11 protein-coding genes are annotated in these 15,340 nt (G+C 69.7%); 6 read left to right on the top strand and 5 right to left on the bottom strand.

Translation table 11 applies throughout. The features are described from left to right. Positions 1–88 precede the first annotated feature (88 nt). Both acnA and ACFYQ6_RS14430 read left to right on the top strand, forming a co-directional pair. The gene (gene acnA, locus ACFYQ6_RS14435) at positions 89–2,806 is read left to right on the top strand and encodes an aconitate hydratase AcnA (RefSeq protein ID WP_361576445.1); all 2,718 of its coding nucleotides are present in this window, start codon (positions 89–91) and stop codon (positions 2,804–2,806) included. A 107-nt stretch (positions 2,807–2,913) separates the two neighbouring features. After that, entirely contained in the window at positions 2,914–4,143 is a 1,230-nt protein-coding gene (locus ACFYQ6_RS14430; RefSeq protein WP_361576448.1) for an ROK family protein, read from the top strand. Positions 4,144–4,338: 195 nt separating this feature from the next. Here the strand turns inward: ACFYQ6_RS14430 and ACFYQ6_RS14425 are convergent, their stop codons facing one another. From ACFYQ6_RS14425 to xylA, 5 genes are all read right to left on the bottom strand, one after another. Then, positions 4,339–5,718, bottom strand: coding sequence for a GH1 family beta-glucosidase (locus tag ACFYQ6_RS14425; protein WP_361576451.1), 1,380 nt, complete (start codon positions 5,716–5,718; stop codon positions 4,339–4,341). A gap of 8 nt (positions 5,719–5,726) precedes the next feature. Beyond that, positions 5,727–6,584 carry a carbohydrate ABC transporter permease gene (locus ACFYQ6_RS14420; RefSeq protein WP_361576454.1) on the bottom strand — a complete coding sequence of 286 codons (858 nt, stop codon included), beginning with the start codon at positions 6,582–6,584 and terminating at the stop codon, positions 5,727–5,729. Positions 6,585–6,589: 5 nt separating this feature from the next. Continuing rightward, entirely contained in the window at positions 6,590–7,561 is a 972-nt protein-coding gene (locus tag ACFYQ6_RS14415) for a sugar ABC transporter permease (protein WP_361576457.1), read from the bottom strand. 11 nt (positions 7,562–7,572) lie between these two features. Then, on the bottom strand, positions 7,573–8,835 hold the full coding sequence (locus ACFYQ6_RS14410; RefSeq protein WP_388763119.1) for an ABC transporter substrate-binding protein: 1,263 nt from the start codon (positions 8,833–8,835) through the stop codon (positions 7,573–7,575). 147 nt (positions 8,836–8,982) lie between these two features. Next, the gene (gene xylA / locus ACFYQ6_RS14405; protein ID WP_388763117.1) at positions 8,983–10,152 is read right to left on the bottom strand and encodes a xylose isomerase; all 1,170 of its coding nucleotides are present in this window, start codon (positions 10,150–10,152) and stop codon (positions 8,983–8,985) included. A 268-nt stretch (positions 10,153–10,420) separates the two neighbouring features. On the opposite strand from xylA, the gene yicI reads away from it, so the two are divergent. The 4 genes from yicI to ACFYQ6_RS14385 all read left to right on the top strand — a co-directional run. Further along, positions 10,421–12,655 carry an alpha-xylosidase gene (gene yicI / locus ACFYQ6_RS14400; RefSeq protein ID WP_361583765.1) on the top strand — a complete coding sequence of 745 codons (2,235 nt, stop codon included), beginning with the start codon at positions 10,421–10,423 and terminating at the stop codon, positions 12,653–12,655. A gap of 456 nt (positions 12,656–13,111) precedes the next feature. Beyond that, positions 13,112–13,501: a DUF4189 domain-containing protein gene (locus tag ACFYQ6_RS14395; RefSeq protein ID WP_388763115.1), complete on the top strand. Its 390-nt coding sequence runs from the start codon at positions 13,112–13,114 to the stop codon at positions 13,499–13,501. Between the two features lie 141 nt (positions 13,502–13,642). Next, positions 13,643–14,266, top strand: a complete 624-nt coding sequence (locus ACFYQ6_RS14390; RefSeq protein ID WP_361583771.1) for a histidine phosphatase family protein — start codon at positions 13,643–13,645, stop codon at positions 14,264–14,266. Positions 14,267–14,981: 715 nt separating this feature from the next. Beyond that, a partial coding sequence (locus ACFYQ6_RS14385) for a tachylectin-related carbohydrate-binding protein (protein WP_388763113.1) occupies positions 14,982–15,340 on the top strand: 359 nt, incomplete at its 3' end.

Raw genomic sequence — 15,340 nt, 5'->3', positions numbered from 1 at the left:
CCTTAGCGGATGGTGGGGGCCGCAGGCGGCGCCGGCCGCACATGAGGCGCGGCGCGGTTGAACGCGCACATTGAAGAAGGAGACTGTCGTGTCGGCGAACAGCTTCGACGCCCGCAGCACGCTGCGCGTGGGCGACGAGTCGTACGAGATCTTCAAGCTGGACAAGGTCGAGGGCTCCGCGCGCCTCCCTTACAGCCTGAAGGTGCTGCTGGAGAACCTGCTCCGCACCGAGGACGGCGCGAACATCACCGCCGACCACATCCGGGCGCTGGGCGGATGGGACTCGCAGGCCCAGCCCAGCCAGGAGATCCAGTTCACGCCGGCCCGCGTGATCATGCAGGACTTCACCGGCGTCCCCTGTGTCGTGGACCTCGCCACCATGCGTGAGGCGGTCAAGGAGCTCGGCGGCGACCCGGCGAAGATCAACCCGCTGGCCCCGGCCGAGCTGGTCATCGACCACTCCGTCATCGCCGACAAGTTCGGCACCAACGACGCGTTCGCCCAGAACGTCGAGCTGGAGTACGGCCGCAACAAGGAGCGCTACCAGTTCCTGCGCTGGGGCCAGACCGCCTTCGACGAGTTCAAGGTCGTCCCCCCGGGCACCGGCATCGTCCACCAGGTCAACATCGAGCACCTGGCCCGCACGGTCATGGTCCGTAACGGCCAGGCGTACCCCGACACCCTCGTCGGCACCGACTCGCACACCACCATGGTCAACGGCCTCGGCGTGCTGGGCTGGGGCGTCGGCGGCATCGAGGCCGAGGCCGCGATGCTCGGCCAGCCGGTCTCCATGCTCATCCCGCGCGTCGTCGGCTTCAAGCTGACCGGCGAGCTCCCGGCCGGCACCACCGCCACCGACCTCGTGCTGACCATCACCGAGATGCTCCGCAAGCACGGCGTCGTCGGCAAGTTCGTCGAGTTCTACGGTGAGGGCGTCGCCGCCACCTCCCTCGCGAACCGCGCCACCATCGGCAACATGTCGCCCGAGTTCGGCTCCACCGCCGCGATCTTCCCGATCGACGACGAGACGCTGAAGTACCTCCGCCTGACCGGCCGTGACGCACAGCAGGTCGCGCTCGTCGAGGCGTACGCCAAGGAGCAGGGCCTCTGGCTCGACCCGGCCGCCGAGCCCGACTTCTCCGAGAAGCTGGAGCTCGACCTCTCCACGGTCGTCCCCTCCATCGCCGGCCCGAAGCGCCCGCAGGACCGCATCGTCCTGGCGAACGCCAAGGCGAAGTTCGCCGAGGACGTACGCAACTACGTCACCGACGACATGGAGGCCAGCAAGGAGTCCTTCCCGGCCTCCGACGCCCCGGCCGTGTCCCCCAACGGTGTTCCGTCGAACCCGGTCCCCGTGACCGCCCCCGACGGCACCACCTACGAGCTGGACCACGGCGCCGTCACGGTCGCCGCGATCACCTCCTGCACCAACACCTCGAACCCGTACGTCATGGTCGCCGCGGCGCTCGTGGCGAAGAAGGCCGTCGAGAAGGGCCTGACCCGCAAGCCGTGGGTCAAGACCACCCTCGCCCCGGGCTCGAAGGTCGTCACGGACTACTTCGACAAGGCGGGCCTGACCCCCTACCTCGACAAGGTCGGCTTCAACCTCGTCGGCTACGGCTGCACCACCTGCATCGGCAACTCCGGCCCGCTGCCGGACGAGGTCTCCAAGGCCGTCAACGACCACGACCTGGCCGTCACCTCGGTGCTCTCCGGCAACCGCAACTTCGAGGGCCGGATCAACCCCGACGTCAAGATGAACTACCTGGCGTCCCCGCCGCTGGTCGTCGCGTACGCCATCGCCGGATCGATGAAGGTCGACATCACCAAGGACGCCCTCGGCGTCGACCAGGACGGCAAGCCGGTCTTCCTCGAGGACATCTGGCCCTCCGAGGCCGAGGTCAACGACGTCGTGGCGAACGCCATCGGCGAGGACATGTTCAACAAGTCCTACCAGGACGTCTTCGCGGGTGACGCCCAGTGGCAGGCGCTGCCGATCCCGACCGGCAACACCTTCGAGTGGGACTCCGAGTCCACCTACGTGCGCAAGCCCCCGTACTTCGAGGGCATGACGATGGAGACGACCCCGGTCGAGGACATCGCCGGCGCCCGGGTGCTCGCCAAACTCGGCGACTCGGTCACCACCGACCACATCTCCCCGGCCGGTGCGATCAAGGCCGACACCCCGGCCGGCAAGTACCTCACGGAGCACGGCATCGAGCGCCGTGACTTCAACTCCTACGGCTCGCGCCGTGGTAACCACGAGGTCATGATCCGCGGCACGTTCGCCAACATCCGCCTGCGCAACCAGATCGCGCCGGGCACCGAGGGCGGCTACACCCGCGACTTCACGCAGCAGGACGGCCCGGTGTCGTTCATCTACGACGCCTCGCAGAACTACCAGGCCGCGGGCACCCCGCTCGTCATCCTGGCGGGCAAGGAGTACGGCTCCGGCTCGTCCCGTGACTGGGCGGCCAAGGGCACCGCGCTCCTGGGCGTCAAGGCCGTCATCGCCGAGTCGTACGAGCGCATCCACCGCTCGAACCTCATCGGCATGGGCGTCCTGCCGCTGCAGTTCCCGGAGGGGCAGACCGCCGAGTCCCTCGGCCTGACCGGTGAGGAGACCTTCTCCTTCTCCGGCGTGACCCAGCTGAACGACGGCACCACGCCGCGCACCGTCAAGGTCACCACCGACACCGGTGTGGAGTTCGACGGCGTCGTCCGCATCGACACCCCCGGTGAGGCGGACTACTACCGCAACGGCGGCATCCTGCAGTACGTGCTCCGCAGCCTGATCCGCAAGTAAGCACTCAGGAAGTGAGCGAGGGCCGCACCCCCCGGGTGCGGCCCTTCGCCGGTCAGGGCCTCTCGTCCGGGCCACGCCGGACGAAAGGCCCTAGGCTCGAAGGTCAGATGAAGAACAACCTCGCCGCGCCGGCGGCCAAGGCCGGACACGAGTCCGTGCGGCGTCACAACCTGAGCCTCGTCCTGCGGACCGTCCGGGACGAGGGCGAGGTCACCCGTGCGCGGGTGGCGAGCCTCGTGGGCCTCACCAGGGCCGCCGTCTCCTCGCTCGTGGAGGAGCTGCTCGCGCTGGACTGCGTCAGCGAGTCCGGCAAGACCTCCAGCGGCTCGGCCGGGCGCCCCGGCACCGTGCTGAAGCTGTCCCGGACCGGTCCGGCGGGCCTCGGGGTGGAGATCAACATCGACTACGTGTCCGTGTGCGCCGTCGACCTCACCGGCACCGACCGGGTCCGGGTCACCGAGCACACCGACCACCGGGGCGTCCCGGCCGCCGAGGTGCTGGCCCACGCCGCCCGGCTCACCAACCGCGTCATCGCCTCCACCCGGGAACAGGAACTCCGAGTGGCCGGAGTCGAACTGGCGCTGCCCGGCCTCGTCTCCGGCGGTGTCGTACGGCAGGCCCCGAACCTCGGCTGGAGCAGGGTCGCGGCCGAAGGGATCTTCGGGCAGGCACTCAGCACCCTGCGCCCGGCCGGGCGTGCCCTGCCCGTCGGCTCCGACAACGAGGCCAACCTGGCGGCCTTGGCCGAGCTCTGGTTCGGCGGCCTCGGGGGCGTACGCACCTTCCTCTATCTCACCGGTGAGATCGGCGTCGGCGGCGCGCTCGTCGTGAACGGCGAGATGCTGCGCGGAGCGCACGGTTTCGCGGGCGAGATCGGGCACATGGTCGTCGACCCACAGGGCCCGCTCTGCCGCTGCGGCGCGCACGGCTGCCTGGAACAGTACGCGGGCCGCGCGGCCCTGCTGCGTGCGGCCGGGATGGACCCGGCCACGGGCGTACGCGGCATCGCCGAGCTGGAGCAGCGGGCCGCGTCCGGCGAGAGGCGGGCCGTCACGGCGCTGCGCGACGCGGGGGACCGGCTGGGTGTGGTGCTGGCCGGCGCGGTGAACCTGTTCGACCCGGAGGCGGTCGTCCTCGGCGGGATCTACCGCACCCTGATGCCCTGGCTGGAGGAGTCCGCCGACGCCCAGCTCACCGCGCGGGTCGTCTCCGGGCGATGGCACGAGAACGGCAGCCGCCTGCGTGCCTCGTCCCTCTCCGGCGACGCGGCGCGCGGAGCGGCGGCCCGGGTGGTCCACGAGGTCCTGGAGAACCCGGCGGCGCACGCGGTGCGCTGAGGGCCGGGGCCGTGGACGCCTTTCCCGTTCCGACGGTCAGGGCGGTCCGGACGGTCCTGACCGGGACGGCGAAGGGCCGGGACGGCGAAGGGCCGGGACGGCGAAGTGCGGCCCACCGGCAACCGGTGAGCCGCACTTCGGCCGGACGCGGGATCAGACCTCGAAAGCCTGCTCCGCGCCGGTGAGCCGGAACGGTCAGGCCTTGTGGGCCGCGATCAGCTGCTGATACCAGCGGTAGCTGTCCTTCGGGGTGCGCTCCAGGGTGTCGTAGTCGACCCGGATGATCCCGAACCGCTTCGCATAACCCAGCGCCCACTCGAAGTTGTCCAGCAGCGACCACACGTAGTAGCCGCGCACGTCGACACCCGCGTCCATCGCCGCACGCAGCGCCGTCAGGTGGGTGCGGAGGTACTCCACCCGGTCCGCGTCGTGGATGGAACCGTCGGCCTCGACGCTGTCGAACTCCGCCGAGCCGTTCTCCGTGATGTGCACCGGCGGCAGGGCCTCGCCGTACGTCTGCTTCAGCGCGGTCAGCAGATCGGTGAAGGACTCCGGGACGACCGGCCAGCCCATCGCCGTCTTGCGGACGTCGGGGTAGTTCCCCTCCGCGTACCGGTTGTCCGTGGCCACACGCAGCGCCGGGTCCGCCTCGCGGTGCGGGGCGGCGGCGACCACGATCGGCCGGTAGTAGTTGATGCCCAGGAAGTCCATCGGCTGGGAGATCAGCTCCAGGTCGCCCTCGCGGCGGAAGTCCTGGCCGGTGATCAGCTCGCCCCAGGTCTCCTCCTCGGTGGCCGGGTAGCGGCCCGCGAGGAGAGGCTCGGTCCACACCAGGTTGTGCTGGGTGTCCGCGCGGACGACCGCGGCGAGGTCGGCGTCCGACTCGGTGGCCGGGACGTTGCGGTCCAGGTTGAGGGTGATGCCCGCCTCGCGGACACCCGCCGCGCGCAGCGCGTTCATCGCGTGGCCGTGACCGACCAGCAGGTGGTGCGCGGCGGCCAGGGCCCCGCGGCCCTCCTGCGCGCCCGGCGCGTGCCGGCCCACGGAGTAGCCGAGGAACGCGCTGCACCACGGCTCGTTCAGGGTGATCCAGCGCGGCACACGGTCGCCCAGGTGCTCCGCGACGATCGCGGTGTACTCGCCGAAGCGCTCGGCGGTCTCACGCGAACGCCAGCCGCCCTTGTCCTCCAGGGCCTGCGGCAGGTCCCAGTGGTAGAGCGTGGCGGCCGGCTCGATGCCTGCCTCCAGGAGCGAGTCGACGAGCCGGGAGTAGAAGTCGAGGCCCTTGGGGTTGACCGCCCCGCTGCCCGTCGCCTGGATCCGGGACCAGGCGATCGAGAAGCGGTACGACTCCACGCCCAGGTCGCGCAGCAGCGCCACGTCCTCCGGGTAGCGGTGGTAGTGGTCGCACGCGACGTCACCCGTGTCGCCGCCGTCCGTCCTGCCGGGCGTGTGGCTGTAGGTGTCCCAGATGGACGGGCCGCGGCCGTCTTCCTCCACGGCGCCCTCGATCTGGTACGAGGCCGTGGCCGCGCCGAAGACGAATCCGGGCGGGAAGACCGGGAAGTCACTCATGGAAACCCTTACTTGACCGAGCCACCGGTGATGCCGGCGGCGATGTACTTCTGGGACAGGACGAGGAGGACGGCGGCCGGCACCGCCGACAGCACCGAGGCGGCCATGACCGAACCCCAGTCGCCGACATGCGCGCCGATGTACTGGTAGATGCCCAGTGTGATCGGCTTGACGTCGTCGGTCGTGTTCAGCGTGAGCGCGAACATGAAGTCGCTCCACGCGTACAGGAACGAGAAGAGGCCGGCGGTGATCAGCGAGTTGCGGCTCATCGGCAGGACGACCTGAACGAACGTACGGATGCGACCGGCGCCGTCGACCTCGGCCGCCTCGATGACCTCGCGGGGGATCGACACCATGAACGAGCGCATCAGCACGATCGCGAACGGGATGCCCAGGGACGCGTCCGCCAGCATCAGCCCGAAGTAGGAGTTGACCAGGCCGAGGTCCACGTACGCGCTGTACAGGGCGTTCGCGATGACGATGCCCGGCACCATCTGGGTGATCAGCGTGCCGAAGACGATCGTCTTGCTGCCGCGCAGCTTGAACTGCGCCAGGCCGTAGGCCGCCGGCGCGGAGATCGCCAGGCAGATGGCCACGGCGCCGAGCGCTACGGCCAGCGACGTCAGGAGGTTGCCGCCCTGCTCGGTGATCGCGGAGGTGAAGCCGGAGAAGTCGATGCCCGTCGGGACAGGACCCACGTCGACCAGGCTCGCGTCCGGCTGCAGCGCGGTGTTGATCATCCAGTACAGCGGGAACAGCATGACCGCGAGGACGACGACGCCGAAGACGGTCGCACCCCAGCGGCGCTTGGGCCGGTGGACGGTTGCGGGAGCCGGGGCGGCGGGGATCTGGGTGGTGGTCGCCATGCCGGTCACTTCCCCTCGTTGCGGTTGACCCGCAGGTAGAACACCGCGAAGACGGCGGAGATCAGGATCAGGATGTTGCCGACCACGGCACCGGCCCCGAAGTCCATCTGGACGAAGGAGTTCTGGTACGTGAGCGTGCCGAGCGTCTGGGTGGAGTCGGCGGGGCCGCCGTCGGTGAGGGCGAGGACCAGGTCGAGGATCTTGACCGTCGACATGAAGCCGAGCACCAGCACCACGGTGATGACGGGCTTGAGCATGGGCAGGGTGACCGAGCGGAACGTACGCCAGGCGGACGCGCCGTCGAGGGCCGCGGCCTCGTTCAGCTCCTTGGGGACCTCCTGGAGGCCGCCGTAGAGGATCACCATGTTGAACGGGATGCCGATCCAGATGTTCACCAGGATCACCGAGATCAGCGCCATGCTGGTGCTCGTCAGCCAGGGCGTGTCACCGGGGAGGCCGACGGTGCCCAGGAAGCTGTTGAGGACACCGGTGTCCTGGTCGAAGATGCGCCGCCACACGATGCCGGAGACGACCATCGGGACCAGCCACGGCAGCAGGATCAGCGAGCGCAGGATGCCGTTCAGCGGGAAGCGGCGGGTGAAGAAGACGGCGAGCGCCAGACCGATGCAGAACTGACCGACGAGCGACCCGATGGTGAAGAGGATCGTCTGCCACAGGGCCTTGCCGAACAGCCCGTCCTCGAAGACGTTGCTCCAGTTGTCCGTGCCGTTGAACGGCGCCTCGCCGGTGAAGAACGTGGACGGCGAGTAGTCCTGGAAGCTCATGACGATGTTGCGGACGAGCGGGTAGCCGAAGAACAGCGCCATGAAGATCACGGCGGGGGCGATGAACCCCCACTGGGCCAGCGACTTGCGGCGCTTGGCGCTCCGCGGGTTCACGGGCTTCTTCACCGCGCCGGCCGCGGGGGCCGTCGGGCCGGCCGGCAGCGCGGTGGCCGAGGCTGTGGTGGATGACATGGTTCGTTACCTCAGTTCCCGCTCGTGACCTGCTGCTGGGCACGCTTCAGAGCGGCCTTGCTGGACTCGCCGGTGAGCGCGGACTGGAAGGCGCTCTGCAGGGCGAGCGACACGGACGACCACTGCGCGCCGACCTTCGCGGTGCGGGAGCGGGCCGTCGAGACCTGTCCGGCCAGGGCCGCCAGCTCCGGGGCCTTCGTGCGCCACACGGCGGCGGCCTTGGTGTTCGCGGGGACCATCCAGCTGTTCAGGGCGTAGGTTATCTGCTCCTGCTCGCCCGCCATACAGCCGATGATCTTGGCGGCCGTCTTCTCGCGCTCGGTGTCGCCGGTGTTGGGCACGGTCAGCACGCCGCCGCCCAGCGGACCGACCGAGTCGTCGCCCGCCTCGGGCACGGGGATCTCGGCGATGCCCCAGTTGAGCCCCTTCTTGGCGTTCAGGGTCTCGACCTGCCACGGGCCGTTGATCATCATGGCCGCGTTGCCGGCCATGAACTGGTCGTTCACGTCGGCCTGCGTCCAGTTGACCGTGGACTTGGAGAGCGAGCCGTCCTTCAGCAGCGCCTTCCAGTAGTCCAGGGCCTCGGCCACCTCGGGGGTGTCGAGCTTCGACTCGTCGCCGCCGTTGGACCACATGAAGGGGGTGAACTGGAAGACGCCGTCCTCCGCGCCACCCGCGCTCAGGGCCAGCCCGTACTGCTTGCCCTTGGTCAGCTTCTTCGCGGTCGACTGCATCTCGGCCCACGTGGTGGGCACCTTCAGGCCGGCCTTGTCGAGGGTGTCCTTGTTGTAGAACAGCGCCAGGGTGTTCACCGTGCGCGCGGCCCCGTAGTACTTCCCGTCGAACGACCCGAAGTCGACGATCCCCTCGGGGATGTCCGTTGTGGTCAGCCCGAGGTCCTTCAGCGGTATGAGCCCGCCGGCCTCGGCGAAGGTCGGCATCTCCGACGCGTCCAGCTGGAGGACGTCCGGCAGCGACTTCGACGAGGCCATGCGCAGCGCCTTCGTCATGAGCTGCGCGGCGGGCACGCTCTGCTGCTCGATGGTGATCCCGAGCTGCTTGCTGCAGCGCTTGAGGGTGTCGCCGTCCCAGCGGTGGTACGACTCGTCGGTCGAGGAGTTCATGACGGTGTAGACGTCCTCGTCCCGCTGCTGGCCGCACCCCGAGAGCACGGTGCCGACGACGATCGCGGAGACGACGGTGAGGGGGACGACGATGCGCCTGGTGCGGCGGCTGCGGCCTCGGATCCGTCCGTCCGGGGAGGGTTCTGTCACGGTGGTGCCCTTGCGGTGAGAGGGTGGCCGGCCCCATGGGAACGCTCCCACGGGGTTCTCGTCAAGCCCCTGCGCGGATCCGGCGGTGTCACGGCGGTGAGGGGCGGGGGTGTCCGGCGGTGGGCCGTCGGACACCCCGGGGGTGGGTCAGCGGACGCCGAGGAGGTGTTCCATGGCGAGCTGGTCGAGGGCTTCGAAGGCCATGGAGCGTTCGGCGGCCGCGGTGGCGTCGAAGTCCTCGTAGGCGGTGCGGTCGGCGAGGAGGGCCTTGAGGCCGTCCTCGGCGGTGGGCTTGGCGAGTTCGTCGAGGCGGGAGGCGGTCAGGGCCTCCTGGACGGCGGGGTCGGCGCGGAAGGCGAGGGCGCGTTCCTTGAGGATGAGGTAGTTGCGCATGCAGTTCTTCGCGGACTCCCACACGCCGTCGATGCCGTCGGTGCGTACCGGCTTGAAGTCGAAGTGGAGGGAGCCCGTGTAGTCGGAGGTCTCCAGGAGGTCCACCAGCCAGAAGGCCTGGCGCAGGTCTCCGGCGCCGAAGCGGAAGTCCTGGTCGTACTTGATGCCGGACTGGCCGTTGAGGTCGATGTGGAAGAGCTTGCCGGCCCACAGGGCCTGGGCGATGCCGTGGGGGAAGTTCAGTCCGGCCATCTGCTCGTGGCCGGTCTCGGGGTTCACGCCGACCATCTCGGGGCGTTCCAGGCGCTCGATGAACGCCAGCGCGTGCCCGATGGTGGGCAGGAGGATGTCGCCGCGGGGCTCGTTGGGCTTGGGCTCGATCGCGAAGCGCAGGTCGTAGCCCTGCTCGGTGACGTAGTCGCCCAGCAGGTCGAAGGCTTCCTTCATCCGGTCCAGGGCGACGCGGACGTCCTTGGCGCCGCCGGACTCGGCGCCCTCGCGCCCGCCCCAGGCGACGTAGGTCTTCGCGCCGAGCTCGGCGGCCAGGTCGATGTTGCGGATGACCTTGCGCAGCGCGAAGCGGCGTACGTCGCGGTCGTTGGAGGTGAAGCCGCCGTCCTTGAACACCGGGTGGGTGAACAGGTTGGTGGTGGCCATCGGGACCTTCATCCCGGTGCGGTCCAGGGCGTCCTTGAAGCGGCCGATCAGGCGGGCGCGCTCGGCGTCGTCGGACCCGAAGGGGATCAGGTCGTCGTCGTGGAAGGTGACACCGTGGGCGCCGAGCTCGGCGAGCCGCTCCACCGACTCGACCGGGTCCAGCCCGGGACGCGTCGCGTCACCGAACGGGTCGTTGCCACGCCAGCCCACGGTCCACAGACCGAAGGTGAACCTGTCCGCGGGAGTGGGGGTGAAGCGGTTCGACATGGGGCTGCCTCTTGTCGACATGGGCCGGGCCGGCTGCGCTGCCGTCCGACCGATTTGTTGGCTGGCAGTACTAATACGGCATCCTGGCGTTTCTTTCTAGACCATCCCTGTGACATCAACGTCACATAGGGGCATCACGGCCTTCTCGCAGGGGTCCGGACGGCCCAGGCGGGGCGGCCCTCGGGGCCCGGAAGGCATCGTCGAAGCGCTTCGAAAAATATTTGTTTTGTGTACGATCAAAATCAGGAACCCACAGGAACGGACCCCCATGAAGTTCACCGACGGCTTCTGGCAGATGCGCGAAGGTGTGCACGCCTCGTACGCCACCGAAGTCCGCGATGTCCGCCTCGACGACGACCGACTTGCCGCCTACGCCTCCGTCAAGCGGGTCGAGCGTCGCGGCGACACGCTGAACGCCCCGCTGATCACCGTGGACGCCTACGCCCCGGCCGAGGGCGTCATCGCGGTGCGCCTCACGCACCTCGCGGGCAAGCGCCGCAAGGGTCCCGATTTCGAGTTGCCGGGTGCCTCCGCGCGGTCCGCCGCCACCACACGCACCGAGGGCACCGCCGCGGAACTGACCAGTGGCCCGCTCACCCTGCGGCTGCCCACCGAGGGTGCGTTCGGTCTGGAGTTCCTCGACGCGGACGGCCAGGTCCTGACCTCCGCCGGGCGCAAGGGCAGTGCCTTCGCCACCGCCGACGGCAGCCACCACATGTTCGCCCAGCTCGCCCTCGGCGTGGGCGAGACCGTCCACGGGCTCGGCGAGCGCTTCACGCCGTACGTGAAGAACGGCCAGGTCGTCGACATGTGGCAGGCCGACGGCGGCACCAGCAGCGAACAGGCCTACAAGAACGTCCCCTTCTACCTCTCCTCGCGTGGTTACGGCGTCTTCGTCAACCACCCCGGCAAGGTCTCCTTCGAGGTGGGCTCCGAGGCCGTCGGCCAGGTGCAGTTCAGCGTCGAGGACCAGACCCTCGAGTACTTCGTCGTCGCGGGCCCCACGCCCAAGGACGTCCTCACCCGGTACGCCTCCCTCACCGGCCTCCCGGCCCTCCCGCCGGCCTGGTCGTTCGGCCTCTGGCTCACCACGTCGTTCACCACCTCCTACGACGAGGCGACGGTCAACTCCTTCGTCGACGGCATGGCCGAGCGCGGCATCCCCCTCAGCGTCTTCCACTTCGACTGCTTCTGGATGCGCGAGTACCAGTGGTGCGACTTCGAGTGGGACCCGGCGGTCTTCCCCGACCCGGAAGGCATGATCGCCAGGCTCAAGGCTAAGGGCCTGAAGATCTGCGTCTGGATCAACCCGTACATCGGGCAGAAGAGCCCGCTGTACGAAGAGGGCGCGGAGAAGGGGTACTTCGTCCAGACCCCGGACGGCGACGTCTGGCAGTGGGACAAGTGGCAGGCCGGCATGGCGCTGGTCGACTTCACCGACCCCGAGGCGACCGCGTGGTTCCAGAGCAAGCTCAAGGTGCTCCTGGACCAGGGCGTCGACGGCTTCAAGACCGACTTCGGCGAGCGCATCCCGACCGAGGTCGTGTGGCACGACGGCTCCGACGCGGAGCGCATGCACAACTACTACACGCACCTCTACAACAAGGCCGTCTTCGAGCTCCTGGAGAAGGAGCGCGGCGCGGGCGAGGCCGTCCTCTTCGCCCGCTCGGCCACGGCCGGCGGCCAGCAGTACCCGGTCCACTGGGGCGGTGACTGCTGGTCCTCCTTCGAGGCCATGGCGGAGTCCCTGCGCGGCGGGCTGTCGCTGAGCCTGTCCGGCTTCGGCTTCTGGAGCCACGACATCGGCGGTTTCGAGGGCACCCCCGACCCGGCCGTCTTCAAGCGCTGGCTCGCCTTCGGCCTGCTCTCCTCGCACAGCAGGCTGCACGGCTCCTCGTCCTACCGCGTGCCGTGGGAGTTCGGCGACGAAGCGGTCGACGTGGCCCGGCAGTTCACCCGGCTCAAGCACCGCCTCATGCCGTACATCTACGGCGCCGCCGTCGAGGCCCACCGCACGGGCGTCCCGACGATGCGCCCGCTGCTCCTGGAGTTCCCGGAGGACCCGACCGCCCGCACGGTGGACCGCGAGTACCTGCTGGGCCCGGACGTCCTCGTCGCGCCCGTCTTCACCGAGGACGGCCAGGTCGAGTACTACGTGCCCGAGGGCACCTGGACCCACCTGCTGACCGGCGACACGGTCACCGGCCCCGCCTGGCGCCGCGAGACCCACGGCTTCGACAGCCTGCCCCTGCTCGTCCGTCAGGGCGCGGTGCTCGCGCTGGGCGCGGACGAGTCCCGCCCGGACGGCGACTGGCTCGACAACCTCGAACTCCGCGTGTTCGCCCCGGCGGGCACCGGTGACTTCACCCGCACGGTGACCGTCCCCGACCACACGGGCGCGGTGGCTGCGACGTACGAGGTGGTCCGCGAGGGCGGCGAGGTCCGTGTCACGGCGGACACCGACCGGCCGTACACGGTCACGGTCGTGGGGGAGAAGGACTGACGGCCGCGAGTCCCTGATCCCCTTCCCGCCGGACACCGGACCGATCCGGTGTCCGGCGGGAAGCGGACGAGTGACGGCCACCCGGGCACTTCCGCACGCGCTTCCCCTTGGGGACAATCGCACTCGGTACGGGCACTTCTCGACGGGGTGCCGCCATGGCCGGGACGCGCGGCCCGGCCCGAATTCGGGGGAGTTCGGATGGCTGACACGACGGGTGTGTTACGCACGGGACACGGGCCGGCCAACGGCGCCACCCCGGCACCGTCCCGCACGGGCGGCAGGGGAGGGCACCCACCGGGGAGGGCCGCGGCTCGGGCCGTCGTGGCAGTCCTGGCCCTGGTGCTCGGATCGATGTGCCTGAGCGGTTGCGGGACGTCCGGCGGCGGCTTCAGAGCCGGACCCCTGACGAGCCCTTCCGGTAGTTCGTCCGCTCCCGCGGAGGACTTCACGACACCTGTGACCGAGGACCCCACCGAACGGGAAGTGCCCACCGCCGACGCACCCGGCGCGGACCCCGACCCCGCGCCCGCCGCCCCGCCTCCACCACCGCCGGACCGCTACGGCGCCATAGCGGTGGGCCGGGACGGCAGCAACGGCGAGTCGTGGGACTACAGCTCCCGGAAGGCCGCCGAACAGGGGGCGTTGAAGCGCTGCCCGGGCTCCGGCTGCAAGATTCTCGCGTCCTTCAGCAACAGCTGCGGCGCCGTCGTCCACAACGCCGCCACCAACCACTACTGGGGCGGTCACGGCGCCACCCGCGCCGAAGCCGAGGCGGACGCGAGGGCGCGTGCGGGCGGAGGCCGGACGCTCGCGTGGGCGTGCACCACGCGGTACAACACGGACTGAGGGCCACCGGGGCGCTCCGCCGTACGGAGTCCACCCCGGGGCGTGCCGCTCCGTGCCTGGCCGGTGGAATGCGATCGTGGGCCGTCGGGTTGGAACCAGCGGCACATATGTACGAGTACGGCACACAGAGCGGAAGTTCCCATGGGCGAGTTGATCCTGATCCGGCACGGCGAGACCGAGTGGTCCCGGTCCGGGCAGCACACGAGCTGGACCGACCTGCCCCTCACCGAGCTGGGCGAGCGTCAGGCCCGTGCCCTCGTGCCGCTGCTCGCGGAGCGGGAGATCGGGCTCACCCTCGTCAGCCCCTACCTGCGCGCCCGCCGCACCGCCGAACTGGCCGGTCTGCCCGCGCCCCGCGAGACACCTGACCTGCGGGAGTGGGACTACGGGGCGTACGAGGGCGTGACCACCGTCGACATCCGCCGCACCCGCCCCGACTGGAACCTCTGGACCGACGGCGTCGCGCCCGGACCCGAGGAGCACCCGGGGGAGAGCCCGGAGGAGGTGGGTGCGCGCGCGGACCGGATCCTCGCGGAGGTCAGGGCGGCGGCCTCGCGCCTCGGGGAGGCGGACATCGCCCTGGTGGCCCACTCGCACTTCCTGCGCGTGCTCACCGCCCGCTACCTGCGGCTGACCCCCGCGAGCGGAGAACTGTTCCAGCTCGCCACGGGCGCCGTCTCCCGCCTCGGCACGGAGCACGACAAGCCGGTCGTGACGGCGCTCAACATGGCACTGCCGCAGCGGCTGTTCGACGCCATCAACTGACGGGCCTCAAGGGGCGGTTCGTGAGTTCACACCGGTCAAGCTTCGCCGGCCGGTGTCCGTACGGGCCCGGCGAGGCATCCGCCGCCAGTGGGGGACATCGCGGCCACAACGTGCTGGACAAGTGACCGCCTACGGGGAGTATCCACAGGCCACCGGCAGTCTGCCCTTCCGTTCGCACCGAGCGATATGCCTCCAAGAGGCGTATACAGGAAGAAGGGACGCGCGTGCACGGAACCTATGCGCTGCCGGGGGAATCCTCTGGCGACCGAAAATCCGTACACCGGAAACCGGCAGACGGCCAGGGCCAGTCCCGAAGCACCTGCCGACCATCCCGGAAGCCCGCTGCGTGCTGGAGCCCGACAGACGCAGGTCGGTGGCCACCGCCCACCGGGTCAGGTGACTTGAGAACAGGACAGCGGCGAATCCAGGGGTAGCGCTGACACAGTTGGTGGCATCCCGCAGCACATCCGAGGAAGCCCGGGACGATTCCGGAGAAGGCAACCTGTGGCCCGCCTCAGGGGCGGCAGCGGCGCGTGACCCTGCGATGAGAGATCTGCCGCGGTCACGTTCGTACACCCGTGTCGATCGGCACGACGCGTCCTTACCTACTCGCCCCGCCGGGCGGGAAATCCGGCCACGGCGAAACGAGACTCCGGGACCCCACCCCGTGCCAGCTGGTTGTACAGGGTGTCTCGGTGAACGAAGCGGAGGAGTCATGGCAGACGACACCACGCTCGCCATCTACGGCATCTCCCCTGAGGGTGCGCTGCAGTGGTACCGCCACAACGGGCGGTCGGACGGCACCAATCGGTGGACGGCCGGAGGGGGCGGGAACAACGTCAGTGATGGGTGGAACATCTACAGCACCGTATTCAGCGGCGGTAACGGCGTGATCTACGGCATTACGCCTGAGGGTGCGCTGCAGTGGTATCGCCACGACGGTTACACGGACGGCACCAATCGGTGGACGGCCGGGGGAGGCGGGAACAACGTCAGTGATGGGTGGAACATCTACAGCACCGTATTCAGCGGCGGTAACGGCGTGATCTACGGCATTACGCCTGAGGGTGCGCT

It is taken from the genome of Streptomyces sp. NPDC005494 (assembly GCF_042872025.1).
Classification (GTDB): domain Bacteria; phylum Actinomycetota; class Actinomycetes; order Streptomycetales; family Streptomycetaceae; genus Streptomyces.
This window is presented reverse-complemented; position numbering and strand designations above follow the sequence as displayed.

What these genes read in the sequence shown, in the direction of transcription:
- ACFYQ6_RS14430 (WP_361576448.1), top strand. Translation starts at nt 2,914, where the DNA reads ATGAAGAACAACCTCGCCGCGCCGGCGGCCAAGGCCGGACACGAGTCC.
- ACFYQ6_RS14425 (WP_361576451.1), bottom strand. Translation starts at nt 5,718, where the DNA reads ATGAGTGACTTCCCGGTCTTCCCGCCCGGATTCGTCTTCGGCGCGGCC.
- ACFYQ6_RS14420 (WP_361576454.1), bottom strand. Translation starts at nt 6,584, where the DNA reads ATGGCGACCACCACCCAGATCCCCGCCGCCCCGGCTCCCGCAACCGTC.
- ACFYQ6_RS14415 (WP_361576457.1), bottom strand. Translation starts at nt 7,561, where the DNA reads ATGTCATCCACCACAGCCTCGGCCACCGCGCTGCCGGCCGGCCCGACG.
- xylA (WP_388763117.1), bottom strand. Translation starts at nt 10,152, where the DNA reads ATGTCGAACCGCTTCACCCCCACTCCCGCGGACAGGTTCACCTTCGGT.
- yicI (WP_361583765.1), top strand. Translation starts at nt 10,421, where the DNA reads ATGAAGTTCACCGACGGCTTCTGGCAGATGCGCGAAGGTGTGCACGCC.
- ACFYQ6_RS14390 (WP_361583771.1), top strand. Translation starts at nt 13,643, where the DNA reads ATGGGCGAGTTGATCCTGATCCGGCACGGCGAGACCGAGTGGTCCCGG.